The organism is Chryseobacterium formosum (assembly GCF_026460885.1).
Classification (GTDB): domain Bacteria; phylum Bacteroidota; class Bacteroidia; order Flavobacteriales; family Weeksellaceae; genus Chryseobacterium; species Chryseobacterium formosus.
This window is the reverse complement of record NZ_JAOVZW010000003.1, coordinates 182,509-207,925: the sequence shown is the minus strand read 5'-3', so window position 1 is coordinate 207,925 and position 25,417 is coordinate 182,509. Positions and strand designations below refer to the sequence as shown.

The 25,417-nt window shown below is 32.3% G+C and carries 20 protein-coding genes; 9 read left to right on the top strand and 11 right to left on the bottom strand.

Annotation, left to right across the window (positions count from 1 at the left end; all coding sequences use genetic code 11):
* Window positions 1-59: 59 nt before the first annotated feature.
* From OF897_RS04345 to OF897_RS04330, 4 genes are all read right to left on the bottom strand, one after another.
* Window positions 60-476, bottom strand: coding sequence for an endonuclease domain-containing protein (locus OF897_RS04345; protein WP_267264471.1), 417 nt, complete (start codon window positions 474-476; stop codon window positions 60-62).
* 195 nt (window positions 477-671) lie between these two features.
* A complete protein-coding gene (locus tag OF897_RS04340) occupies window positions 672-4,877 on the bottom strand; it encodes a T9SS type B sorting domain-containing protein (protein WP_267264470.1) in 4,206 nt (1,401 codons plus the stop codon).
* A 306-nt stretch (window positions 4,878-5,183) separates the two neighbouring features.
* Window positions 5,184-5,528 carry a phage holin family protein gene (locus OF897_RS04335; RefSeq protein WP_267264469.1) on the bottom strand — a complete coding sequence of 115 codons (345 nt, stop codon included), beginning with the start codon at window positions 5,526-5,528 and terminating at the stop codon, window positions 5,184-5,186.
* A gap of 32 nt (window positions 5,529-5,560) precedes the next feature.
* Window positions 5,561-5,959, bottom strand: a complete 399-nt coding sequence (locus OF897_RS04330; protein ID WP_267264468.1) for a PaaI family thioesterase — start codon at window positions 5,957-5,959, stop codon at window positions 5,561-5,563.
* A gap of 178 nt (window positions 5,960-6,137) precedes the next feature.
* Between OF897_RS04330 and OF897_RS04325 the strand changes: the two genes are divergently transcribed.
* A complete protein-coding gene (locus OF897_RS04325) occupies window positions 6,138-6,716 on the top strand; it encodes a hypothetical protein (protein WP_267264467.1) in 579 nt (192 codons plus the stop codon).
* A gap of 68 nt (window positions 6,717-6,784) precedes the next feature.
* Complete coding sequence (locus OF897_RS04320) at window positions 6,785-8,089, top strand: DEAD/DEAH box helicase (protein WP_267264466.1); 1,305 nt, start codon at window positions 6,785-6,787, stop codon at window positions 8,087-8,089.
* 55 nt (window positions 8,090-8,144) lie between these two features.
* Here the strand turns inward: OF897_RS04320 and OF897_RS04315 are convergent, their stop codons facing one another.
* Complete coding sequence (locus tag OF897_RS04315; RefSeq protein ID WP_267264465.1) at window positions 8,145-9,035, bottom strand: SMP-30/gluconolactonase/LRE family protein; 891 nt, start codon at window positions 9,033-9,035, stop codon at window positions 8,145-8,147.
* A 79-nt stretch (window positions 9,036-9,114) separates the two neighbouring features.
* Between OF897_RS04315 and OF897_RS04310 the strand changes: the two genes are divergently transcribed.
* Together OF897_RS04310 and OF897_RS04305 are read left to right on the top strand one after the other, a co-directional pair.
* The gene (locus OF897_RS04310; RefSeq protein WP_047445952.1) at window positions 9,115-9,459 is read left to right on the top strand and encodes a MerR family transcriptional regulator; all 345 of its coding nucleotides are present in this window, start codon (window positions 9,115-9,117) and stop codon (window positions 9,457-9,459) included.
* 432 nt (window positions 9,460-9,891) lie between these two features.
* Window positions 9,892-11,196 carry a helix-hairpin-helix domain-containing protein gene (locus tag OF897_RS04305; protein ID WP_267264464.1) on the top strand — a complete coding sequence of 435 codons (1,305 nt, stop codon included), beginning with the start codon at window positions 9,892-9,894 and terminating at the stop codon, window positions 11,194-11,196.
* A gap of 219 nt (window positions 11,197-11,415) precedes the next feature.
* On the opposite strand, the gene OF897_RS04300 is transcribed toward OF897_RS04305, so the two are convergent.
* The 5 genes from OF897_RS04300 to OF897_RS04280 form a co-directional block, all read right to left on the bottom strand.
* On the bottom strand, window positions 11,416-13,542 hold the full coding sequence (locus OF897_RS04300) for a type IA DNA topoisomerase (protein ID WP_267264463.1): 2,127 nt from the start codon (window positions 13,540-13,542) through the stop codon (window positions 11,416-11,418).
* 85 nt (window positions 13,543-13,627) lie between these two features.
* Window positions 13,628-15,514 (bottom strand): hypothetical protein, encoded by a 1,887-nt coding sequence (locus OF897_RS04295; RefSeq protein WP_267264462.1) that lies wholly within the window; start codon window positions 15,512-15,514, stop codon window positions 13,628-13,630.
* A 6-nt stretch (window positions 15,515-15,520) separates the two neighbouring features.
* The gene (locus OF897_RS04290) at window positions 15,521-16,294 is read right to left on the bottom strand and encodes a DUF4365 domain-containing protein (protein WP_267264461.1); all 774 of its coding nucleotides are present in this window, start codon (window positions 16,292-16,294) and stop codon (window positions 15,521-15,523) included.
* An 84-nt stretch (window positions 16,295-16,378) separates the two neighbouring features.
* Window positions 16,379-16,933 carry a DUF2652 domain-containing protein gene (locus OF897_RS04285; protein WP_267264460.1) on the bottom strand — a complete coding sequence of 185 codons (555 nt, stop codon included), beginning with the start codon at window positions 16,931-16,933 and terminating at the stop codon, window positions 16,379-16,381.
* A gap of 122 nt (window positions 16,934-17,055) precedes the next feature.
* On the bottom strand, window positions 17,056-17,802 hold the full coding sequence (locus OF897_RS04280) for a metallophosphoesterase (protein ID WP_267264459.1): 747 nt from the start codon (window positions 17,800-17,802) through the stop codon (window positions 17,056-17,058).
* A 393-nt stretch (window positions 17,803-18,195) separates the two neighbouring features.
* Between OF897_RS04280 and OF897_RS04275 the strand changes: the two genes are divergently transcribed.
* The 5 genes from OF897_RS04275 (at window position 18,196) to OF897_RS04255 (ending at window position 24,576) form a co-directional block, all read left to right on the top strand.
* Entirely contained in the window at window positions 18,196-19,194 is a 999-nt protein-coding gene (locus tag OF897_RS04275; RefSeq protein WP_267264458.1) for an EamA family transporter, read from the top strand.
* 14 nt (window positions 19,195-19,208) lie between these two features.
* A complete protein-coding gene (locus OF897_RS04270; RefSeq protein WP_267264457.1) occupies window positions 19,209-20,237 on the top strand; it encodes a methionine ABC transporter ATP-binding protein in 1,029 nt (342 codons plus the stop codon).
* Window positions 20,230-20,886 (top strand): methionine ABC transporter permease MetI, encoded by a 657-nt coding sequence (gene metI, locus OF897_RS04265; protein ID WP_267264456.1) that lies wholly within the window; start codon window positions 20,230-20,232, stop codon window positions 20,884-20,886. Before OF897_RS04270 ends, metI begins: the two co-directional genes overlap by 8 nt.
* Before the next feature lie 225 nt (window positions 20,887-21,111).
* Entirely contained in the window at window positions 21,112-21,921 is an 810-nt protein-coding gene (metQ, locus tag OF897_RS04260) for a methionine ABC transporter substrate-binding lipoprotein MetQ (RefSeq protein ID WP_267264455.1), read from the top strand.
* A gap of 393 nt (window positions 21,922-22,314) precedes the next feature.
* Window positions 22,315-24,576 (top strand): glycoside hydrolase family 3 C-terminal domain-containing protein, encoded by a 2,262-nt coding sequence (locus tag OF897_RS04255; protein ID WP_267264454.1) that lies wholly within the window; start codon window positions 22,315-22,317, stop codon window positions 24,574-24,576.
* Between the two features lie 79 nt (window positions 24,577-24,655).
* Here OF897_RS04255 and OF897_RS04250 read toward each other — a convergent pair whose 3' ends face one another.
* Window positions 24,656-25,042 (bottom strand): hypothetical protein, encoded by a 387-nt coding sequence (locus OF897_RS04250; RefSeq protein ID WP_242802396.1) that lies wholly within the window; start codon window positions 25,040-25,042, stop codon window positions 24,656-24,658.
* Between the last annotated feature and the right edge of the window lie 375 nt (window positions 25,043-25,417).

Sequence of the window (25,417 nt, the reverse complement as noted above, 5' to 3'; positions counted from 1 at the left end):
AGAACCACCCCGTCTTAATTTTCTTTGAAAATTAATCCACCCCTCCAGAGGAGGGGAATTTAGAATCCATAATTTTTGATGATAAATTGTTCCAATTCTCTCATCACAACAGATAAATTATGCTTTACATCAAAATCTGTTATTCTGAATATCTTTAACCCTAAAGATTCTAAATAAGTTTGCCTTATTTCATCATAAATTTCTTTGTTATCATGACTCCATCCATCAATTTCAATAACCAACCCCAAGTTTTTAACATAAAAATCAACGATGTAATTTCCTATAATCTTCTGCCTGTCAAAATCTATTTTATGAAATGTTCTTGCTCGAACCTGTTTCCAGAAAATTACTTCGCTTAGAATTCCTGCTTTTCTCTTGCCGGATAAAAGTTTCTTTAATTTAGGATTATAGGGAAGATTTTCAAGATAGTTTTTGAAAATGGGGAAACCGTTTATTTCTGTGAGAAATTCTTTCATCGTGTAAGTGTTTATGAAAAGATAGGGATAATTTTAATTATGTGAAATATGGGAGGATACTTTTTTAACCACCCGTCTTAATTTTCTTCGAAAATTAATCCATCCCTCCAGAGGAGGGGAATTTTTGACATCGTTGAATTTTAAGCAAACAAAAAGCTGCCTTTTCAGACAGCTTCATATAATATTTCTAAAATTTTAATTATTATTCTTTACCAAAATCCATCCGGTAAATGTTCTTCCATCAGGAAGTGTAATCACGTACCAATAGCTTGAAGTAGGAATTGGTCTTCCGGCAATCGTTCCATCCCAAACAATTTGAGTATTTGTATTTTGTTCGAAAATTAAATATTGATAACGGTCAAATACTTTTACGTTGGTCATTTTGGTTCCGAAAACATGAAGGTTTCTGATAATCCATTTATCGTTGAAGCCATCTCCGTTTGGTGTAATCGTATTTTTAATATCTAAAATTACTCCATCCTTTTTAACGATACATTTTCCTTCAACATATTTTACGTAGAATGTGATAATTCCTGTTGGTAAATTGTAAAAAACATTGCTTTCCTGCCAAGTAAGTCCATCAATAGAATAAACAATCGGCTGTGAACCAGTTGCGGTAATAGTATACGTACTTCCGTTTGCCACCATATTCTGAATGACTGGAACATCATAATGTTTCGCTTCAAAAGTTGTTGTGTAAGAACATCCGTTATCTGAAGTTACCGTTACCGTATATGTTCCCACCATTCCTGCATTAACCAAAGTATCAGTATTGGATACTATCTGTCCTGCAGGATTCGTCCATACATAACTTATGATAGTATGACCTTCAACTTTTAAAGTATAGCTGAATGTTGCATCCGGACAGAAATATTGTGTCGGAATACTAAAAACAGGAACCTGCTTAAGCGTAATTTTAATGGTCGCCACTTCAGGACACAATCCCGGAACACTCACTTTAACATAAACTGTATCTGATCCTCCATTTTGGTTAAATGAATAGTTTGCAGCATTTGTAATAGCATTAGTTCCTGAATTCAAATCAGCTAAAGAAGGATAATACGTAAAAGTGACATTGCTTCCTGTATAAATCTGAGGTTGAAATTGGGTAAGGTTTACGATTTCTATTCCATCATTTAAAGTATCACAAACATTATTTAATAAAAATGGTCCAGAATTTTGAAGCACAATTTTATTTCCGATAATGAAATTAATTGTTGCAATATCATCACACCCCGGAATATTCATCACTTTTACCCAAATTTGCTGTGGAAAAGGGTTTACTGTAAAGTTTTGAGGATTTGCAATTGCGTTTGTACCATTTTGCGCATCATTTTGAGTCAGATAAAAAGTGAAAGTATTGATTGCATTCGGAATATCAACGTACAGATTGGTATAATTCATCAGATTTACTTCATAAACTCCATCCAAATTATCATCACAAATTGTTATGCTTGAATTGATTGCTTTAGGAGGGAAATAGGTGTTCAGCTGAATCGGGGCTACCGAAAAACAACCCGTTGTTTTAGACTGAAATCTCGCCCAAACCTGAACCGATGAAACCGTGGTTACAATACTGTTTCCTATCTGATTAGAAGGGTTTCCTGCATTTGCTTCTGCTAAAGTATTATAATAAGAAATATTTATATCAGAAAGTTGATATGTGTTTTGAGAAGCAACAAACATTTGCGAAACCGCATCACTTAAAATAAAGGTTTCATTCAAATTAAATTCTTCATCACAAGCATTTAAAACTGCATTATTTACTAAAACAACAGTCGGTAAAAACGTCATGTGAATATTAACCTGTGAAGCAGAAAAACATTCACTATTATTAAATTTAATTTTCACATAAACTGTTGCATTTCCCTGAACCGGAAATTCACCAGGATTTGTAATTTCGCCTGAAAAAACGTGTGTTGTAGAATTGTATGAAGTATAATAAGTATAAGTGACACCTGCAGAACCATTGTAAATTTGAGGTTGAGCCAATAAAAGATTATACAGCTCTACTCCATCATTATTATTATCACAAATATTGGTAAGAGAAATATTTACAACAGAATTCACAGCCGGAGTTGAAACCAAACTTACAGTAATCGGATAGATTTGCGTACAATTGTAAGAGTTGATTTTTACGAAATATTGTCTTGTTCCCACAAGATTTACCGTTGTTACTGCGTTATTTCCGCTTTGTGCTTCAGCTTGAGTAAGGTAAAAAGTATTTGTAGCATTTTGATTTCCGATAATCGCTCCTGAAAATTGTGTTAAATCAACATTTTCTGTATTATCATTATTAAAATCACAAATATTAAAATTTGAACTTACAATAACCGGATGTACCAAATACACATTAATCGCCCTTACTGTAAAACAATCTTCACTTTCTTCAAAACGAACGTAGAAAGTCTTCATCACCAAGTTTCCGTTTTCTGTAATGATTTGTGTTGGAGAAATAGGATTTTCATCTTCCATCGCATCATCGAAAATTTCATAAAACTTGGTGAAAGGAACCGTCAGTGGCAAAGTAAGCATATTCGCTGACAAAGTGTTGAGATTTACAGTAATATCTTCCGTCCCATTAAAACAGATATATTCGTTTTTATCGTTGGCTAAAATTTCAGTAAAAGTGATATTCATATTTACAGGAACAACCGTGAAACATCCTCCAGGAATTTGCACCCTGATAAAAATAGTATATATTCCTTTTTTTATTTGCTCTAAAACTGGCCCTGTTTGATTGTAGGCTGCTGCAAAAGATTCGTAAGCCGATAAACTCACTCCGCCTTGAGGAGAAATCAACGGTCCTAAATTTAAAGCAAAATCAAAAGGTTCCTTATTATCTGCATTGATATCACACATCGTGTAAGGAAAAGAAATAGGAGAATTGACATTTACGCCCGGTTTGAAAGCAAAACTTATTGGCCCCAAAATATACGTACAATTTCCATACTGAACTCGTGCCCAAACTTTCGTTGTAGGAGTGATATTAGGCGCAGTGACAGCACTGGTATTATTTTGAGCATTTGATTGCGAAAGAAAATACAAAATATTGGTACCTCCTACAGGAAACAGCTGATTATTTAAAAGAGTAAGATCATAAGCAGCTTCTACACCATCATTATTCGTATCACAAACTGAAACCGTGTCTATCAAAAGATTTTTAGTAAGGAAGTTCAAAGTAAGAACTGCCACTCTGAAACATCCCGGAACATTCGGATTCTGAATTCTCACATATAAAACCGTATTTGTATTTAAGGAATAATTTGTAGAAATACCATTCTGATTAGTCTGTGCATCGGCTAAGGAATTATGAAAAGTAAAATTAAAATTCGCAGGATTCTGTGAGGTTACATTGGGCTTAAAATTATTTAAATTAAGCTGAATCGGAGCATTTCCACAAAAATCCTGAGTATGATTTCTTGAAATCGGATATGAAGAATCAAAATCAAGGATAAAATCATCAGTCAGAGCCAAATTACTGTTTCCACAAATATTAAAATTTACATTTGCAGTATAAACTTCATTTTGAGTCGGACAAACCGTAGTTTGAATTCCCGTTCCAACAGTTTGCCCTGCAGAATTTGTCCAGTTTACTGTTGGCTGAATAATATTACCATTCGGAGTAAATTTCCAAGATTCCTGCAAAGCCTGCCAATTTCCGGTGTTTCTTGAAGCCGGAGAATATCCTACAGTTCCATCATCATTAATAATTCCGATTAATGCATTTTCAAATTTTCTGGTTGCACACGGTGTAAGTTTTTTATCTACAAAAACCTCAACAATATTCGTTGTTTCATGCAAAACAATTTGAGATGAAGAACGATCGGTACAACCTGCAATTCTTCCATCATAGAAATTGATTACAAATTTTCTATACGGAGCTGTTCCTACCGTTGAATAGTAAATTTCTGAACTATCTCCCGTAGAAAAAACCATATCATGATAGACTCCAAAAATCGAATTTTTAGGAAGACCGGGATCAGGATTTTGCCAAATAATATTGGGATAATTGATATTTCCTTGTTGGTTCAGATCAAAAGTTACCATTCCGTTTGAACCAATAACAACAGATTCGAAATATTGATTGAAAAAACAAAATTTAAAAGGCAAATCTATTTTAGAAGTAAAAACATCATCAAAGTTAGCATTCAAAGAAGTTCCCTGATTCAAAGGAATTGGCGGATCATAAGTTCCTTGTGTAAGCTGATACGTTGTTGTTTGTCTTAAAACAGGAAATTCTACATGAAGAGGAAGACATCCATTTGCATCAAGATCATTGGTACAAGTAACATGAAAATTTTCGTTACCTGCAGCATCTTTTACTTTAATATCAGTAACAACCTGAGAATAGGAGTAAACACCTACCAATAGTAGGAAAATTTGTAAATATTTTGTCATTAAATTTGGTGATAAAAAGTTAAAAATCAATTAAAATTAAATACTAATATCTTTTTTGCAAAAATAATACTTTTTTAATACAAAATAAACAGCCATAAATATTTATTTATAATTAATTAAAAATTATTTAACACAAAAATAAAACATTATCTCATTCTTTATCAATAACTAAAATACACCATCGTTTTCGTAATAAATTTACACAAAATATATAATAGCTTTGAAAATTTTCAACCTTAAAAAACAAAAAAGTGAAAACTTTTTTGTTTCCACTTTGTAATAATGATATGATAATATGTTTCAAAACTAATCTTTATCAGCAAACATTGAATTTGCCAACGAAGTAATTATGGATAAAGCAATACTGAAAATAAAAGCCCACCAAAAGCCATCAACTTTCATAGAATCTATAAAATAATCTGCAACTAAAATAATTACTGCATTGATGACCAAAGCAAAAAATCCTAAAGTAATAATCGTCAATGGAAGACCAAAAAGACTCAAAATTGGTTTTAAAATAAGATTTAAAACTCCTAAAACGATGGCAAAAATAACAGCTCCACCGAAACCATCAAAATGAACGCCCGGAAGAATTTTAGTAAGTAAAAAAGCGACAATTGCCGTTATAAAAAGCCTGATAAGTATATTCATAGTTTTATTTTTTATTTTAATCTGATTTAAATTTACTTAATTTTCATCATTGTTACCAAAGAAGTTGCAACATGACTTTCTGATGAATGATTTTCGTCAAAAGTATAAATTTCGGTGCGAATTACACTAATTTTCGCACCACCTTTCACCACATATGATTTTGAGATCAATGCATCTCCCATTGCAGGTCGTAAATAATTGACTTTCAATTCTACCGTCACAACATAACAATCTTCTTCATAATGACTTACCGCTGCATAACCTGAAGAAACATCCACCAATGAAGCAATCATCGCTCCGTTAAACATTCCTGCTTTTCTCGTCATTATTTCCATTTTTGGGATTTTGATGGATACGAAATCGGTTTCTACTTCCAGAAGTTCTGCATTGTAGAATTTTAGAGTTTCTGAACGGTTGAAACTGTCGGTCATGAGTTTTGTTTTTTCGGGAGACATTTTGGGTTTAGGTTTAGGTTTAGGTTTAGGTTTAGGTTTAGCAAATTTCTTTAAATTATTTTAGATTTTGCTCATATACCGAATCATTTATTTACCTTAAAAATTCATTATATTTAGAAAATAAAAATGATTTGCAACTAAAGATTAATAAATAATGGAAGACATTATTTTTCACAGTAAAAAAATTGAAATTAAAGGAATTCAAATTCCAGAATTTAAACTTTATAGCGGGAGTTTAATCAAAATTTACATTCCAAATTTTAATCACGAAAAACTACCTTTAGGTTTTGACCTAACTATAGAATTAATCAAAAAATTTCAGAATCAAAAAACTGACTTACCTTGGGCTAAACGCTATTTGCAAAATTCTATTTCAGAATTTTTTAATCCAATTACTGTTAATAAATATTTGATAAATAAGATTAAAATTGACAAAGAAAGTGCAAAGAGAATTATTGAAGAACTATCACTTAATCCAAATGAGAAATATAATAATTTAAGTTATAAAAAAACAAAAATTCTTGCTATAAAAGCTCTTTTCGAAAAGAATGATTCTATCATTTTAGATTATTATGGTTCTAGTGCAAAGGGAATTGAATCTTTAGAAGCGATAGTAAATACTGAAATAATTAAAGGAAAATCAGGCATCGTATTTGACAACTTACAATTCGCTCATGAAAAAGAGCCTTTTGAAAATATTAAAGTGATAAAAATAAATTCAAATCAACAGTAAAAACCTCAATTAACCTCTCTTCATTAGACTTTTAAAGTTTTCCTCCCAAAATCCCCTACCTTTGCAAAATGGAATTAGAAGCTATTTATCAAAAACTGCAGATTCAGGATATGAATCAAATGCAGAAATCTACATACAAAACTACGGAAAACAATACAGACGTGGTATTGCTTTCACCTACAGGATCTGGGAAAACACTAGCTTTTCTTTTTCCGGTTTTAAGAAATTTAAAGAAAGAATCTACAGGAATTCAGGCTTTAATTTTGGTTCCTGCGAGAGAATTAGCATTGCAGATTGAGCAGGTTTTCAAATCTATGGGAACAGATTTTAAGGTGACGGTTTGCTACGGTGGTCACGATAAAAAGATTGAAATGAATAACCTCAAGGAAGCTCCTGCTGTATTGATCGGAACTCCGGGAAGAGTTGCTTATCACATGAGAAATAAAAATCTTGACGTTAAAACAATTAAAAATCTTGTACTTGATGAATTTGATAAAGCGTTAGAATTTGGTTTTCATGATGATATGGAATACATTATCGAAAACATGTACAACCTTTACCAAAGAATTCTGACTTCGGCAACTTCAATGAACGAAATTCCAAAATTTACTGGTTTAAAAAACGAAAAACTCGTTGATTTCTTAAAATTGGAACACAAACCTGATATTCAGCTGAGAAAAGTAATAACGGTTTCTGAGGAAAAACTTGATACATTATTTCATCTGATTTGTAAAATCGGGAATAAAAGAACGCTGATTTTCTGTAATCACAGAGAAACGGTTGACCGTATTGCTGATTTGCTTTTAGATAAAGGAATTGCAAGAGAAACTTTTCACGGCGGTATGGAACAGGATGAGAGAGAACGTGCTTTGCTGAAATTCAGAAATGATACAGCGAGAGTTTTAATTACTACAGATTTGGCTGCAAGAGGTTTAGACGTTCCGGAAGTAGAATCGATTGTGCATTATCAGTTGCCGACAACAGAAGACGCTTTCATTCACAGAAACGGTCGTACTGCGAGAATGAATGCTAAAGGTTTTGCTTATATTGTGATGACAGAAGATGAAAAATTTCCTTTCATTAAAAAAGATACGCCTGAAGAATCTGTTAAAGAATTTTCAAAAGTTCCCACCAATCCACCATTTCAAACGATTTACATCAGTGCCGGAAAAAAAGATAAAGTGAATAAAGTAGATATCGTTGGATATTTAATCAAGAAAGGCGAACTGCAAAAAGAAGATTTAGGTTTGATTGAAGTAAAAGATACTACTTCTTATGTTGCCGTTTCAAGATCTAAAGTGAGAGATTTACTGAAAAAACTGAGCACTGAAAAACTGAAAGGTAAGAAAGTAAAAATGGAGGTGGCTTATTAGATAAAGGCAGAGGTTAAGGTTGAATCACGCAACCTTAGCCTTAGTCTTAACCTATTTATTTCAATCCACTTGTCTTAGTAGGAAAAGTATACACCGATTTTGAAGCAGTTATAAAAAGAATGTTATTTTTTTCACCACCAAAAGTCACATTTCCAGTCCAATCTTCAGGGATTTTGACGTGATGAATTTTTTCGCCTTTAGAATTAAAAACCGTTACTCCGTCGCCTGTTAAATATAGATTTCCTTCTTTGTCTAAAGTCATTCCATCTGAACCCATTTCGCAAAATAGTTTTTTCTCAGACAATTTTCCTTCTCCTACAATATTGTAAACATACGTTTTTCCGGCATCAATATCTGAAACATATAATTTTTTTGATTTTATACTTCCAATAATTCCATTGGGTTGAACAAAAGTTTCAAGCTTTGAAATTTTTCCGTTTTTATTTCGGTAATACAGATTTTTTTCAGGAATTTCTACTTTAAAATCTTGCCAGTAATCTCTTTTATACAAAGGATCGGTAAAATAAATTCCACCATTTTCGTCTAACCATAAATCGTTTGGTCCATTCAATCTTTTGCCTTCAAAACCTTTAGAAATAACCTCTACATTTTTATCTTTTGAGATTTTCCAAATTTCTCCTTCATTGTCTGAACACGTAATTAAATTGTCATTTTTATCAAAATAAGTTCCGTTTGCACGACCTGTTTTATCTAAAAATACAGAAATTTTATCGGTTTTCCAGTCCCAAACATAAATTTTATCATTCGGCTGATCGGTAAAATAAACATTTCCTGATTTATCGGTTGCAGGACCTTCTGTAAAAGAAAAATGATCTGAAATTAATTTTGGTTCGGTGTTTTCAAGCATAGCATTATAATTTGTTGATTTGCAACTGAGAAATGCCAAAACCAAACCAACAAGACCTATATTCAGGATATTTTTCATAGTTTTAAATTAGAGTTTGCAATTTACAATTTGCTAAATGGTTTAAAAAATATTTATCTTTGAATTTTCAGGATTTAAAATGAAGACAAATTTACCCGACAAACTGTATTATTCAATTGGCGAAGTTGCAAAAGCTTTCGACGTAAACGCTTCATTGATAAGATATTGGGAACAAGAATTCCCTATCATCAAACCAAAGAAAAATAAAAAAGGTAACCGCTATTTCACGCCGGAAGACATCAAAAACCTGAAAATCATCTATCACCTGGTTAAAGAAAAAGGTTATACGCTTGACGGAGCGAGAATTGCATTAACTACTAACTCAAAAATTTCGGAAACCGTTACTTTAATTGATCGACTTGAATTTGTAAAAGCTGAATTATTAAAACTAAAAGAATCTTTAGTAGAAAAGGATTCTGAATAAAATATATTTTAAAATGTTTAAATTTAAAAGTAAAAAGCAAAGCATGATTATGGCCGGAATTGCATTGATTTTGGTAATTTTAGGTATAACTTTTAAGATAAATGAATTCTTCTTAGTGCTGTAATCGGAATATTTTTAGGTTCAATCGTGCAAATTTTCTCTAACAGGAAAAGTACTTCCTAATTTTCATTTTTCTATTAAATTAAATTTCTGAGTCGTCATAGAATTGACGATTAAATTTCTTTATTGGGAAATTATTTAAAAACAACAACTCTATTCCCAATACCAATTTTAAACTATAGCAATCTAATAAACAGATATTTAATCAATATTTTTTCCATTTTATTAAGCTGTGAATTAAATTAATTCATACCTTTATTGTATAATGATTTTGAGAAATTAAAATTATTTCAAAAACATAAAATACAAATGATGAAAAAAAATTACTATCAAAAGATGGCAGTTTTGGGAATGCTGCTTTTAGCATTAACTTTCTTTCAGAATTACACAGAAAAAAGTGACGAAAAATTTCCCGAACTTACTTTTATTTCCGAAGATTTACCCGTCGAATCTATTTCTGAATTTGATCCAAATGAGCTCGATGAAAATCAATGGCAAAAACTCGGATTTTCTGACAAACAAACCGCTACAATTCTAAAATACAAGAAAATTGTTGGAGGAAATTTCCTTTCTAAAGAACAGTTGAAAAAATGTTATGCGATTTCTGAGGAAAAATTCACTCAACTTGAAGCATTCATTTTACTTCCTGAAACTAATTCTGAAGCCAAAGGAAATTCAAACTTTAAAAGTTTTGAAAAGAAATCTTTAAACATTACAAGGAAATTTAATCCTGATCAACTTTCACAAACTGATTGGGAAAATATAGGATTTTCTGAGAAACAAGCTGCTGCTATTTTGAAATACAAAAGTTACTTGAGCGGAAGTTTCGTGAGCAAAGAAAAGTTTAAAGAATGCTTTATTATCAACGAAGAAAATTATGCTAAGCTTGAACCCTATTTGATTTTACCCGCAAAAACTCCAGCCAATTTCAATGCTTATTCAGGAAAATCTAATTCATTTAAATCTAAAACTCCACAAACTTCTTTTGATCCGAATACGCTGGATGTAAACGGTTGGATGGCTCTAGGATTTTCTGAAAAACAGGCGAATGTGATTGTGAATTATCGTGACAGAAATCTTAAAGGCAGTTTTAAAACTTTAGATGATATTAAAAACTGTTTTGTTATTTCTGCAGAAAAGTTTGAAGAATTAAAGCCTTATATTAAGCTGAATCCGTCAACAATGACAAAAAGTTCAGATGATAAAAAGCAGGAATTTAAACAAGAAAAAACTGATTTCTCAAAAACAGATATGAATTCAATTACGTTTAAACAGCTTTTAGAATTTGGATTGGATGAAAAAAGTGCAGGCTCTATGATTGGTTTCAGAAAGAAATTGGGCGGTTTTATGACGAAAGAACAGATTTTAGAGACTTATAATATTGACAAAGAATTAGTTCAAAAGTTACTCAGCATTGCTCCGCTCGATAATTCGAAAGTTGAACGACACACTTTGGTTGACGCTCCTGAAGAATGGCTGAAAAACCATCCTTATTTTAAATATTCTGCTGATAAAATTATTTACTTCAGGATCAGCAATCCCGATGATAAAAAGATATGGAAATTCTTGAAAACTAAACCGGAATATGAAGCGAGAATGAGACTCTACGTTAAATAATTGATAATTGATAATTGATAATTGATAATTGATAACAAAATTATTGAAAATCCTACCATTAAGATTAGTTAAGAAGTTGAGAGAAATTAAGAGAAATCTAAAGATTTTTTAAGAATAACTTTTAAAACAAAGCTCAACTTAATATTCTTAAAATCTAAACTAATCTTAATGGTTTAAAAAAATTTACTTTTTGTAATCAATATAACAATCAATCACTTACTACGAAATGAGATTGATTAGAAATTCTGGAGAAAGCGTAATAATTCCTTCTACTACATTTTCTGGGTGCGTCGTGAAACCTTTTAATTTTGAAGTTTTTCCTTTTAAGACTAAATCCATTAATTGCTTATCGGAAAGCTTTTTGCCGAAAATATCAAATGAAACTTTAAAGCCGCAGTTTTTAAAATCAGAACATCCGACTGCAGTTTTACCTTTCATCAAGTTGTGAGCTTTGCATTTTGGGCATTGGGTTTCTTCCCAGGACTGTAATTCTTTTTTTACGGCTGGTTCACGTTTTTTCTTTTCTTTAACTTCAGGTTTTTCTTCTTCAAGATTTATGACCTTCCCTTTTCCGTCGACTACTCTTTTAGTCAATTCAGTCACCATCTGAATCAATTCATCTTTAAACTGATTCGCTTCATATTCGCCTTTTTCAATTCTTCGAAGCTTAGATTCCCATTCTCCAGTCAATTCAGGACTTTTCAGCAATTCGTCTTCAATGGTATCAATTAACTGAATTCCTGTGGAAGTTGCCACTAAATTTTTCTTTTTCCTTTCAATGTATTTTCTTTTGAAAAGTGTTTCGATAATATTTGCACGGGTTGAAGGTCTTCCGATTCCGTTATTCTTCATCATTTCCCGAAGTTCTTCATCGTCGATTTGCTTTCCGGCAGTTTCCATTGCACGAAGAAGTGTGGCTTCCGTATAAGGTTTTGGCGGCGAAGTTTTTCCCTGATGAATCATCGGTTCGTGCGGTCCGGTTTCTCCAACTACAAATTCGGGAATCGTTTGTTCCTCTTCTTTATCTTTTTCTTTATCCGTTGATTCTTCTTTTGGTTCTTTGGCATAAACAGCTCTCCAACCTGGTTCAAGAATTTGTTTTCCACTGGTTTTAAATGGAATCGTTCCCACTTTTGCTTCCACCAAAGTATTTGAAATTTTACATTCAGGATAAAAAACAGCGATAAAACGTTTCGCAATTAAATCATAAATTAATTTTTCTTCTCTTGTTAAATTTTGAGAAGGCGTTACTTCCGTCGGAATAATCGCATGGTGATCAGTTACTTTTGCATCATCAAAAACCGCTTTCGATTTTGGAATCGGTTCTTGCAAAAGAGGTGCAATCAAATCTTGATAAGGTGTCATTTTACGAAGAATTCCTTCGATTTTCGGATACAAACTTTCGGATAAATAGGTCGTATCAACACGTGGATAAGTAACGTGTTTTTTCTCGTAAAGACTCTGAATATAATTTAACGTATTTTCTGCCGAATAGCCGTATTTTTTGTTTGCCTCTACCTGAAGTCCGGTCAAATCGAACAGTCTAGGATTTTTTTCTTTTCCTTCCTTAATTTCAAATGAAACAATTTCAAAAGGATTGACTTTCAAATATTCCAAACCTTTTTCAGCTCGGTCTAAGCTTTTCAGACGGTCGATTGCTGCGTTGAAAATTACATCCCGATATTTAGTTTTCAATTCCCAATATTCTTCAGTCGTAAAAGCATCAATTTCTTTCTGACGTTGAACCAACATTGCCAAAGTCGGAGTCTGAACTCTTCCAATGGACAAAACTGCTTTATTCCCACCAAATTTTTTCGTGAAAAGTCTTGTGGCGTTAATTCCTAACAACCAATCTCCTATCGCTCTTGCATTTCCTGCCAAATAAAGATTTTTATAATCTTCGGCTGGTTTTAAACTTGCAAAACCTTCTTTAATGGCTTCTTCCGTCAATGAAGAAATCCATAAACGCTGAATCGGTTTGTTGCATTTAGCTTTTTGTAAAACCCATCTTTGAATGAGCTCTCCCTCTTGTCCGGCATCCCCGCAATTGATGACCTCATCACATTCTGCAACCAATCTTTCGATAACTTTAAACTGATTTTCAACACCTTTATTTGGGATTAATTTGATTCCGAAATTTTGAGGAATAATTGGCAGCAAAAACAAATTCCAGGATTTGTATTGAGGACCGTAATCATGAGGTTCTTTTAGGGTACAAAGATGTCCAAAAGTCCATGTCACACAATAGCCGTTTCCTTCCATGTAGCCCTGCTTAGGCATGGTTGCGCCCAATACTTTGGCAATATCTCTGGCAACGCTGGGTTTTTCGGCAATACAAAGTTTCATGAATATTCGGGATTATTGAGAGGGGTGCAAAAGTCGGGATTTTTTTTGGAATTTAGACGTTGTACAATTTATAAAAATTCTTACATTAAACTAAGTCTCTAAAATACATTTTTGCAACACCTTCAATATAATTTACTTTTAATGATTTTTCAATTTCTGTTTTTAATTTGGTTGATTTTTTAAATCTTTCAGTGAAATACTTTGTTCGACTTTTAAGAATCCAATAAGAATTAAACTTCGTGTAATCATAATTATCTATATCCATTAACCATTCAAAATAATCTCTTTCTTTGTGAAAAACTTTATCTATCTGTGCTTTGATTTTTTCATCAATTTTTAAATTATATTTGAATACAACACTCATTACATTATAAAAATCAAGATTTTGGTATGAATGAAAAGGAAATCTTTTCTCATCAAAATCAGATCTATTAACAACGTAAGATAGAAGTTTGTCAAAACTACTTTCTTCAAAATCAATTAAATCATACAACAATAGATTTGAATATAAGGAAGAGTCGAAATCTTTCTCTAAAATATTATTAAACTTAACCTTTAAAGAATCTTTATTATTTTGATTAAGCAGTGAAAACGCATATAGTAAGTCTTCAAAATCCACACTTTTGACATTTATATCATCTAACGTATTTATTTTTAGAACCCTGTATATTAATTTTTCGATTTCTTTTTCTGTACATAACTCAAAATATTTCTCCAATACCTCAAAATATCTATATGTACTATTATTTAAAAACAAGATATAAGCGATCTTCTTTAATGTTGCTTTCTTTATAAATGATTCTTTCTTTATTGCATAAAAATTTAATCCATCAAAAGGCATTAAATTATACTTTAATAGTATTTTAGAATTTGATAAAATCTTTAAAATAATATTTTCTTTTTGCTGTGGAGTCTTATCAACAAGAGTTATAATTGCTATAATATTGTTGATTATTCTTCCTAATCTGAGTGGACTATAAACACTGCTATATTTTTTAAATTCAATTTGTGATTTTAATAAATTATCTACTAATGCTTCCAACTTATTAAAAGTTTCCATACTTATCCTTATAGTTTTTATTTCATACTTTCTGAATAAATACGTAGTAAATTCCTCCTGAATATTAAATATCCAAAGTTCTAAAGCATACCAATCAAATTGTTCATATTTGTTTGTTTCTGGATTTTTTAAAGTATGAAGTACTAATAAACTTTCTAGTATTTTTTGGGATAACTGTTCATATTCTTGGTAATGATTAAATATGATAAAGTTATGATGTAGGTATGATTTGAATCTTAAAAAAGAAGATTGCAATTTATAATATGCAGCATCAGATTCACTTCCACCATGCCTATCTCTATAGTGAAACTTTTGAATTTTTAAAAAACTATCATCTATCTTATCAAATACATTATCATAAAATTTCAAATCTTTGATATTCTTATAAATATCTACAAAATATGGTGCATATTCTTTTACAAATCTTTCATCATTTTCAAATTTTATTTTCTCTAATTTCTTAACAATTTCATCTCTATCATTTTCATAGTAAAATGACTTAATTAATCCTCTTAACTTAATTAAATTATATTTAGATATAGTGAAATTAATTGGATTTTGATTTTTATTTGCTTCAGTATAGACTTTATAAAAAATTTCATACGACTCTTTGTAATTTCCCAATAAATAATGAGTGTAACCTCTCCTTAAATATTCATAATTTCTACTAGAATTTTCAACATTTAAAAGTTCTTTTGTTCTTACTAAATTTAACCTTTCTAAATTGCATCTTTCACAATCGCACTCAGCATAATGAAATAATTCATGTACGCAGATTTGCTTTTTTATAGTTTTCCCTGACCATCTTATATGATAAATATTATTAATTTGAAAAAATTCAATCACTTTCTTTAAATTATCATTTTCATCAATTTCATAACTATCTAAAGTTCTTAATTTATTGTTTTCCAAAATAATTTAATCCATGAAATCAAAAAATTCTTCATTATCTGTTTCAAAGTTCAAATCAGAAATATTAGTTTTTTGTTTGGTTCCTTTAAAAGGATGTAATTGACAGATCACATTTTCTGGTAGAACTTTTATTCCTTCAAATAAATTTATTGTATGAAGAATTTTATCAATCATTTTAAAATTTGAATTTCCGATATTTGTTAAGGAATAATCAGCTTCTAAATTATTAAAAGTTTCTTTTTTTCGTATTTGATTATATTTTGCGTAGCTTCTTCTTTTTAATAAAGTATCAAAAGTTTCTTGACTTAAAATATTCTCGGCAGGAATATATATTGTTATAGAATTAATGGAATTACATTTTTGTTCATTTATTCTTTCTGGCAATAGAGAATCATTTTGGATGTCATACCAATAAACTTTATCATTTTTAATATCACAAATAGTAAATATTAGAGCTTCATCTAATTCGTAATAAAAATATTCAACGTGTCTAATAGACAATGAAAATGCAATTTTACCGAAGTTTTCATCAGTTTTAGTAGTTATTATTTTTAAATTTTCAGTGCCTTTATTTTGATTATAAATATGATAAAGATGCTTTGGCTCTTTTGGAATACTATCATCAAAAACTTCAAAATAGTAATCAATACCCATATCTTCATCTGCAGTAGATGGGTTTTCTTTCAAGTTCATGTTATTATCAAAAAACAACTTTCTCAATTGACGTGTGAGTAAATCATTAGCATCTTTTCTGATGTGACCGTTACCTTTTTTCTTCATAATAGTAAAACATAAATATACAAAAACGCCCGAATTTCTCCGGACGTTAACAAAAGCAAATAGCAAAGAATTAATAATAAATTGCTAATCTATATTTCCAAAATATTGAATCGCTCCAACTTCTGATACATGCATCAGTTCTTTATTTGAATCAGCTTCGTCTTTCTGAGAATTCTCCAAAAAAGAATGACTATACAAAGCATAAGAAGGTTGCTCAGCCAAATCATTTTTCAGCATTTGATGAGCTTCTACTACGGGTTTTCCGTATAGTTTTTTGAAACTTCCGATATTGTATTGCGTAAATTTTCCGTAGTGAACGATAAATTTTAATGATAATTCGATGGTGGTGTTCAACATTTCGCTCAGTTCCAGAATTTTCATATTGAAGGCATTTCTCATATTTCGAAGCATCTTTGAAATTTTTTGGTAAGACGGTTTTTGATCGTATTTATAGAACAAAATCGCATCGCCCTCAATTTCAGAAATATCAAAATATTGATTGTTTACATCAATCAAAATAGAAAGTAGTTGTCTTACAATATATTCTCCGGTATAAAGTTTTGTATTGAACACAAATTCAGTGAATCCACTGAAATCAGGAATCAGAATAATTCCGTCTTGAATGTTTGTATTCTTCATAGTTTCCATGGTTTAAAACCTTTGCTGAAAGAGACGAAAGAGGTGAGGTTTTTACTTTACAGGATTTTGAAAAATCGTGTACATTTTTTAAAACTGTAAAATTATATGGAATCTTAGAAAAATTAAATTTCAATAATCAACTCTTTCTCATAGCCATTATACTTTTCTGTAATATAGCCATGCAGGTTGCAGATAATTTCTGTTTCATCAATTTTATATCTTGCCGGCGTATTAATGTGCCCATGAATCCAATACAACGGCTGATGTTCTTCAATAAAATCTTCAAGATTGGAAGCATACGCTGAAGTGACCGGATCATTTTTAAAATGTTCCGGAACAGATTGCATACTTGGTGCATGATGAGTAATCACAATATTTTTCATTCCTTTTGAATTTTCCAGACTTTCTTTGAGCCAATGCCTTGAGATTTGATGAATCTTAAATGTATCAATGCTACGCATTTTTGAGTAAGAAGGATCTCTTCTGATTAATTTATAGTCATTCATCTGAGTTTGACAAAGACTTCCGTACGCCATTGGGCTTCCAAATAACGAAAAATCAGTCCACAAAGTTGCTCCGTGAAATCTTACATCTTCAATATCCACAAAAGAATCTTCGAGCACAAATACATTAGAATTTTTTGAAGCTTCTTTTATTTTGTTTAAAGTTTTCGGGTAAGAACCTTTATAATATTCATGATTTCCTAAAACATAAATCACAGATTTGTTTGGAATTTTAGTTTTAATCCATTCAACTCCTTTTGTTCCTAAATTAACATCCCCTGCCAAGACAACAACATCTACATCATCAAAAGATAAATCTGTTGAACCAAACTCCTGATGTAAGTCACTGATGATTTGAATTTTCATAGACCTAAAATAATATTTTTCGGCAGAAAACAACTTCAAAAGTAAACATGATTAAAATCAGCATCACAAAACAGAAACATAACAGCATGATTTAATGCACATTAAATTAAATAATAAAATTTTAATTAAATAAAGTCTACTTTTTTAGTAGACTAATAAAAATATATGTTCTATATTTGCACTCGTAATCAGTTTGGAAATGAAAATGAAAACAAAATTAAGATACAATTCAATGAAGATGATGCCCATCAATTATATGATGATGCAATGCTGTATGCCTTTATATGTGAATTTTAGTGGATGACCTTACTTTTTATTATGACATATTTTTAAAGGCTTTACCACGTTGTAGAGCCTTTTTTATTTGAAAAAAACCAATAAACAAAAAACAACATGAGTACTTCTAATTTAAAAAACAAATGGCTGATTCCCGTAGCCTTTGCCAATATTTATATTATTTGGGGAATCACTTTTCTGGCAATATCATTCGGGTTGACCGGATTTCCGCCTTTTATTCTTTCAGGATTAAGATTTTTCGCAGCGGGAATTTTATTGATCGGCTATTTATTAGCAAAAGGTGAAAAAGCTAATTCATTGAAAAACTGGTGGAAAAATGCAGTGACCGGAATTCTTATTCTGACCGGAGGAACGGGACTTGTCGCTTGGGGCGAACAATATGTCACGGCTTCCGAAGCTGCCATCACGATTGCGACAGGACCGTTCTGGTTCATAGCGATTGATAGGAAAAACTGGAGCTATTATTTTTCAGATAAATTTATACCTATAGGATTACTATTAGGATTTGCCGGACTGATTTTATTTTTGAACGGAAGTGTCCATTCTCATACAGAAAATGTAAGCTCATCTCTTCGGATTACTGCATTTATCGTTTTGGCTTTAAGTTCGGTTGCATGGGTTTTGGGGTCTTTATATTCTAAGAAAAATCCGGCAGATCATTCAACCTTCATGAATATTTCGCAGCAATTAATTGTGGCAGGTTTAGCTTCTTTTGTGGTTGCTTTTTTCAGAAGTGAATGGACAGGATTTTCAATGGCGACAATTCCGGTTTCTGCGTGGTTAGGTTTACTGTTTCTTATATTCTTCGGATCAATAATCGCTTATATTTCTTACATCTGGCTTTTATCGGTAAAACCCGCAGCCATCGTAAGCACACATACTTATATTAACCCAATTGTTACCGTAATCGCAGGATTTATCATTGCTAATCAAACCATTAACGGAAATCAACTGTATGGGTTAGCCATCATCTTAATCGGAGTTTTACTAACCAATGTGACCAAATATTTCAGACTTTCAAAACGGTCAAAAGCGAAAATAAGAAGAGTTGCAAGACATTTCGGAAGAATCAGCAGACCTTATCAACCCATGTAATTTTAAAAAATATAATGATAGAAATCAAAAACATATCAAAGACTTTTCATCAGAAAAAGCAGTCTTTTAAAGCTTTAGATGATGTCAATCTCAGTATTGAAAAAGGCGATATCGTAGGCATCATCGGATTTTCGGGAGCCGGAAAAAGTACTTTAATCAGAACCGTCAATCTTTTGGAAAGACCTGATAACGGACAAATCATTATGAACGGAACTGATTTCACCAAATTAAAATCAAGACAACTCGCCAAAGAGCGTAAAAAAATCGGAATGATCTTCCAGCATTTTAATCTGCTTTCATCGAGAACAGTTTTTGAAAATATCGCACTTCCGCTGGAACTGGACAATTTAAGTAAAGACAAAATCCGTGAAAAAGTCAGCGAACTTTTAAAAATCGTCGGCTTGGAAGATAAAGCTCATGATTATCCTAAAAGTTTATCTGGTGGACAAAAACAAAGGGTTGCCATTGCAAGAGCACTAGCCAACGACCCGTACCTCCTGCTCTGTGATGAAGCGACAAGCGCACTCGATCCGGCAACCACGCAATCTATTTTGCAGCTTTTGAGAGATATCAATCACAGGCTCGGAATCACAATTTTGCTGATTACCCACGAGATGGAAGTCATCAAAGCGATCTGCAACCACGTCGCCGTTATCGACAAAGGACAATTAGTAACAAAAGGGACTTTGAGCGAAATTATTTCCAACAAAGAAAATCCTATCATCAAACAATTTTTAAACTCAGGTGTTATGACTATACCGCAAGAACTCAACAAAAAACTACAGAAAGAGCCACAAGCGGGACTTTTTCCTTTAGTTGAAATCGAATTAAACGAAAAAATAAGCGTTGAAGAACTGCTTTCAATCATTTACGATCAATATAAAATTCCTTACAAACTTCTGAAGGCTGATGTAGAATATCTGGGAGATTCCAATTTTGGAAAACTTCTTCTGCACTTGAAAGGTGAAAGTGAAGAAAACCAGAAAGCCATCTATTATTTTAATCAGAATAACATTCAAAATACTTTAAAAGGTTATGCTTAGTGACACCGTAATTTCGCTTCTTTCAAAAGGAGTCTGGGAAACTGTTTATATGACTTTTGTATCAGGATTTTTCGGTTTTGTGCTTGGTCTTCCCGTTGGAATTCTACTTTTTATTACCCGAAAAGGACAGCTTTTAGAGAACATAATTTACAATAGAACTCTATCGGTTTTGGTGAATATTTTCAGGTCAATTCCTTTTATAATTCTGATTGTCTGGATGATTCCTTTCACAAGGTCTATTGTTGGAACTTCTATTGGAATGAATGCAGCATTAGTTCCGTTAAGCATCGGTGCAGCACCATTTATTGCAAGATTAGTAGAAAATAGTTTATTGGAAATTCCGAATGGTTTGATTGAAACTGCAAGAGCTTTAGGAGCAAGTCCGTTACAGATTATTAAAAAAGTTTTGCTTCCTGAAGCTTTGCCTTCATTAATTAATAATGCCACAATTACTTTGATTACGCTTGTGGGATATTCCGCAATGGGTGGAGCTGTCGGAGCTGGTGGATTGGGACAAATTGGTTATCAGTACGGGTATATCGGTTATGATTCATTAATTATGAATCTCGTACTGGGATTATTGGTTGCTTTGGTATTTATCATTCAGTTTTCTGGGGATCGATTGGCAAAAAGATTTGATCATCGATGATTGAAAGATAAATTGAATATTTATTAATCGCTAAGGTGCAATTTTTCATCTAAATAATGATGTAAGGCGCAAGGATTTTATCCGCAATAAAATTAATTGAGAATAAATCATTCTTTCTCATATTGAAAATCTTCGATTTTCTTGCGCCTTAAAACAGAGTAATAATTAAGAAATCTTTGCGCCGTTGCGTACAACCCAAAAAAAATAACTAAAAAATAATTTACAATGAAAAAAATAAAAATTTTAAGTTTAGCAGCAGGTTTGCTGTTATTCGGAGCTTGTAATTCTCCAAAAAAAGATGATCCGAATTTCATCAAAGTAGGAATAACATCCGGACCGGAACAGGAAATTGCAGAAACTGCCAAAAAAGTAGCCAAAGAAAAATATAATCTTGAAGTGGAACTGGTTTCATTCAACGATTATGTAGTTCCAAACGAGGCTTTGAACAATGGCGACATCGACGCCAACGCTTTTCAGCACGTTCCTTATCTTAATGAACAGTCGAAACAGCGTGGTTATAAACTAGCCGTAATTGGAAACACATTTGTGTACCCGATAGTTGCTTATTCAAAAAAAATAAAAAATATTAGTGAGCTTCAAAACGGAAGTACCATCGTGATTCCTAATGATCCAACCAACGGAGGTCGTTCTCTACTTTTATTACAGAAAAATGGCTTATTAAAATTAAAAGAAGGAATCGGATTATTGCCTAAAGTAACCGATATTGCTGAAAATCCGAAAGAACTGAAGATACTTGAAATTGAAGCACCTCAACTTCCAAGAGTTCTGGAGGACAAAGAAGTAGTGATTGCGATTATCAATAATAATTTTGCAGCACAAGCAGGATTAGACGCCAACAAAAACGGAATCTTTAAAGAAGATAAAGATTCTCCTTACATGAATGTTGTGGTTTCACGAGAAGACAATAAGAATGATGAAAAAGTGAAGAACTTTTTAAAAGCGTATCAGTCTAAAGAAGTGGAAGACAAAGCCAAAGAAATTTTCAAAGGCGGCGCGGTGAAAGGCTGGAATTGATAGTTGTTGGTTGGCAGTTGATGGCGAAACTAAAAATTCCCCTTTTCTGAAGGGGTGGATTTTTGCAAAAGCAAAAAGACGAGGTTAGCTAAACAATATTAAACATTGAACTTGTAAAAGATTCTATTATTATATGCAAACATCGTTTCGGAAAATCTTTACCTCTGAAGCGGTGTTTTTTAATTTAAATTATCATACAATCCTTTGAACGATAATTATTTAATTTTAAAATAAACTTCTCCAGCAAATATCTATAAACCTCAGATTTCTAACATACAATCTTGACCATCATCTTCGTGGTTAAAAATAACCATTTTGCCAAAAACTTATTTTCTCAATTTGAGATAATAATTATTTTACCTATTTTTGTAAGCAATCAATAAAAAGTTTTTTATGTTAAAGAAAACTGTACTATTAAGTTTGTTTACGCTTATATCTGCCTCTACTATGGCTCAAAATACTAAGGTTCCTGTTTATTTAGATGAATCTAAACCTGTTGAACAGAGAATTCAGGATGCACTTTCCAGAATGACACTTGAAGAAAAAGTGGCAATGCTTCATGCACAATCAAAGTTCAGTTCGCCGGGAGTTCCAAGATTGGGAATTCCGGAATTCTGGACAACTGATGGACCTCACGGAGTTCGCCCTGAAGTAATGTGGGACGAATGGGATCAAGCCGGATGGACAAATGACTCTATCATTGCCTACCCTGCCTTGACAGCTCTATCTGCAACATGGAACAAGAAAATGTCTTGGAACTACGGTAAAGCTTTAGGTGAAGAAGCAAGATACAGAAAAAAAGACATCCTTTTAGGACCAGGAGTTAACATTTACAGAACACCTTTGAACGGAAGAAACTTCGAATACATGGGTGAAGATCCTTATCTGACTTCCAAAATGGTGGTTCCTTACATTCAGGGAGTTCAATCAAACGGAGTGGCAACTTCTGTGAAACATTTTGCCTTAAACAATCAGGAAATGTTCCGTCATACAAGCAATGTGATTGTAGATGACAGAGCGTTATATGAAATTTATCTTCCGCCTTTCAAAGCTGCCGTAACCGAAGGAGATTCATGGACGATTATGGGCGCTTATGATATGTACAAAAATCAGTACGCAAGCCAGAACAAATATCTTTTAAATGACATTCTTAAAGGAGAATGGAAATACAAAGGTGTGGTGGTTTCTGATTGGGGTGCAGTAAACAATACCGAACAAGCCATTCATAACGGATTGGATGTAGAGTTCGGAAGCTGGACGAACGGTCTTTCTGCCGGAACCAGAAATGCTTATGACAATTATTATTTGGCAAAACCTTATTTAGATTTAATTAAATCAGGAAAAGTAGGAACAACAGAGCTTGACGACAAAGTGACAAGGCTTTTACGTTTAGCATATAAGACTACGATGAACACCAAAAAACCTTTCGGTAACATCGCATCTGAAGAACATAAAGCAGTTGCTAAAGAAATCGGTGAAGAAGGAATTGTATTGTTGAAAAATCAAGGCAACGTACTTCCAATCGATATCAATAAAGCTAAAAAAATTGCCGTAATTGGTGAGAATGCCATCAAAGTAATGACTGTGGGTGGTGGTTCATCTTCTTTAAAGGTAAAATACGAAACCTTACCTTTAGACGGAATCAAAGCGAAGTTCGGGAAAAACTCTGATGTACAGTTTGCAAGAGGTTACGTAGGAGATGTCGGAGGTGAATACAACGGTGTAAAATCTGGTCAAGATTTAAAAGACAGCCGTTCGCCTGAAGAATTACTGAATGAAGCTGTTGAATTAGCTAAAAAATCAGACTATGTGATTTTTGTAGGTGGATTAAACAAATCTGATTTTCAGGACAGCGAAGGAAATGACAGAAAGAGTTACGGATTACCATACAATCAGGATAACGTAATTGCTGCATTAGCTAAAGCAAATAAAAATTTCACTGTAGTTTTAGTAAGCGGAAATGCAGTAGCCATGCCGTGGATTAAAGAAGTTCCGTCTATTGTTCAGGGTTGGTATTTGGGATCTGAAGCAGGAAATTCTATTGCTTCTGTTTTGTCTGGCGATGCCAATCCTTCAGGAAAGCTTCCGTTTACATTTCCTGTAAAACTGGAAGACAACTCAGCTCATACAATGGGTGAATATCCCGGAAATAAAGAAGAGTTGGCTGCCGGAAAAGGTAAAGACCAGAAAAACCCGATCAATATTAAATACAACGAAGGAATCTTTGTAGGTTACCGTTGGCATGACACGAAAAAGATTAAGCCATTATTCAGCTTCGGTCACGGTTTAAGCTACACCACTTTTGAGTTCGGAAAAGCAAAAGCTGATAAATCAACCATGACTCAGAATGATAAGATTACTTTCACCGTTACTCTAAAAAATACAGGTAAAAAAGCAGGTGCTGAAGTAGCACAGTTGTATATTACCGATGTAAAATCATCAGTCGAACGTCCTGCAAAAGAACTGAAAGGTTTTGAAAAAGTATTTTTAAATCCTGGAGAAGAAAAAGAAGTGATCTTCACGATCGATAAAACAGCGTTAAGCTTTTTTGATGCTCAAAAGCACGATTGGGTTGCAGAACCTGGAGATTTTGAAGCGCAGATTGGAAACTCTTCTGATGCCATCAAAACTAAGGTAAAATTTACGTTGAAGTAATCTCACTTATATATTTCTAAAACGAATGCCCGAATTTCTTCGGGCATTTTTATTTTCAAAAGTTATCTATTAAAATGTATTATTTACGAGTGTAAATTATTTCTGAATTCAAAAAAGTATACGTTAAAGTAGTTTTTGTGACTTTATAGTCGTTGCATTGAAACTCATCACGATCATAATCATTCGTACAAAGCTTTCCGTTTTCTATTTTCCATTTCGTTTTTGTTGTTCTTTTTGGGTATTTTGTAATAATTACACCGTTAGCAGCAAATATTTTTGTTACGTTTTCCTTCACGACTTTTCCATCTGCTTTATAAAGTTTCCAAGTGCCTTCAACACCGGCATCCTGTTTTTTTTCAGCTAATGTAACTGGAGTAATTGTGTTAAAAGATTTTTGTCCAAATAAGGCAGCCGTTCCTAAAACTAACCCGGCTCCAACGATTAGATTAAATGTTACTTTTTTCATGGTTTTTTTAAACTTAAATAGCTGTAAATATAAATCGAAAAAAATTATAATCAATGTCCGTTTTTAATCATAACACTAAAATCATCAGTCATTTTGTCATTCAGAAGGAATCTAGACTGCTTTATTTTCAGTGTGTTGAGATTCCTCCGGAATGACAAACAAAGCGTTAAAAACTAAGTTATTACTAATTACGAACATTCATAAAATTATTTACAAAGAAAAGAATAGTTGAATTAAGATCTCTACAAGATGAGAAAGTTGATTTAATTCTAAAACATTTTAAGGAACAACGAAAATCCTAGCCCCGATTGCAACGACATTCTTTTGTGCAGCAAAGCGGAACAAAAGATATAGTGGAAAGCGGGAAAAGCTCCT

Bases quoted from the DNA above. Each gene is read 5' to 3' on its own strand.
- OF897_RS04345 (WP_267264471.1), bottom strand. From the start codon at position 476: ATGAAAGAATTTCTCACAGAAATAAACGGTTTCCCCATTTTCAAAAAC.
- OF897_RS04340 (WP_267264470.1), bottom strand. From the start codon at position 4,877: ATGACAAAATATTTACAAATTTTCCTACTATTGGTAGGTGTTTACTCC.
- OF897_RS04335 (WP_267264469.1), bottom strand. From the start codon at position 5,528: ATGAATATACTTATCAGGCTTTTTATAACGGCAATTGTCGCTTTTTTA.
- OF897_RS04330 (WP_267264468.1), bottom strand. From the start codon at position 5,959: ATGACCGACAGTTTCAACCGTTCAGAAACTCTAAAATTCTACAATGCA.
- OF897_RS04325 (WP_267264467.1), top strand. From the start codon at position 6,138: ATGGAAGACATTATTTTTCACAGTAAAAAAATTGAAATTAAAGGAATT.
- OF897_RS04320 (WP_267264466.1), top strand. From the start codon at position 6,785: ATGGAATTAGAAGCTATTTATCAAAAACTGCAGATTCAGGATATGAAT.
- OF897_RS04315 (WP_267264465.1), bottom strand. From the start codon at position 9,035: ATGAAAAATATCCTGAATATAGGTCTTGTTGGTTTGGTTTTGGCATTT.
- OF897_RS04310 (WP_047445952.1), top strand. From the start codon at position 9,115: ATGAAGACAAATTTACCCGACAAACTGTATTATTCAATTGGCGAAGTT.
- OF897_RS04305 (WP_267264464.1), top strand. From the start codon at position 9,892: ATGAAAAAAAATTACTATCAAAAGATGGCAGTTTTGGGAATGCTGCTT.
- OF897_RS04300 (WP_267264463.1), bottom strand. From the start codon at position 13,542: ATGAAACTTTGTATTGCCGAAAAACCCAGCGTTGCCAGAGATATTGCC.
- OF897_RS04290 (WP_267264461.1), bottom strand. From the start codon at position 16,294: ATGAAGAAAAAAGGTAACGGTCACATCAGAAAAGATGCTAATGATTTA.
- OF897_RS04285 (WP_267264460.1), bottom strand. From the start codon at position 16,933: ATGAAGAATACAAACATTCAAGACGGAATTATTCTGATTCCTGATTTC.
- OF897_RS04280 (WP_267264459.1), bottom strand. From the start codon at position 17,802: ATGAAAATTCAAATCATCAGTGACTTACATCAGGAGTTTGGTTCAACA.
- OF897_RS04275 (WP_267264458.1), top strand. From the start codon at position 18,196: ATGAGTACTTCTAATTTAAAAAACAAATGGCTGATTCCCGTAGCCTTT.
- OF897_RS04270 (WP_267264457.1), top strand. From the start codon at position 19,209: ATGATAGAAATCAAAAACATATCAAAGACTTTTCATCAGAAAAAGCAG.
- metI (WP_267264456.1), top strand. From the start codon at position 20,230: ATGCTTAGTGACACCGTAATTTCGCTTCTTTCAAAAGGAGTCTGGGAA.
- metQ (WP_267264455.1), top strand. From the start codon at position 21,112: ATGAAAAAAATAAAAATTTTAAGTTTAGCAGCAGGTTTGCTGTTATTC.
- OF897_RS04255 (WP_267264454.1), top strand. From the start codon at position 22,315: ATGTTAAAGAAAACTGTACTATTAAGTTTGTTTACGCTTATATCTGCC.
- OF897_RS04250 (WP_242802396.1), bottom strand. From the start codon at position 25,042: ATGAAAAAAGTAACATTTAATCTAATCGTTGGAGCCGGGTTAGTTTTA.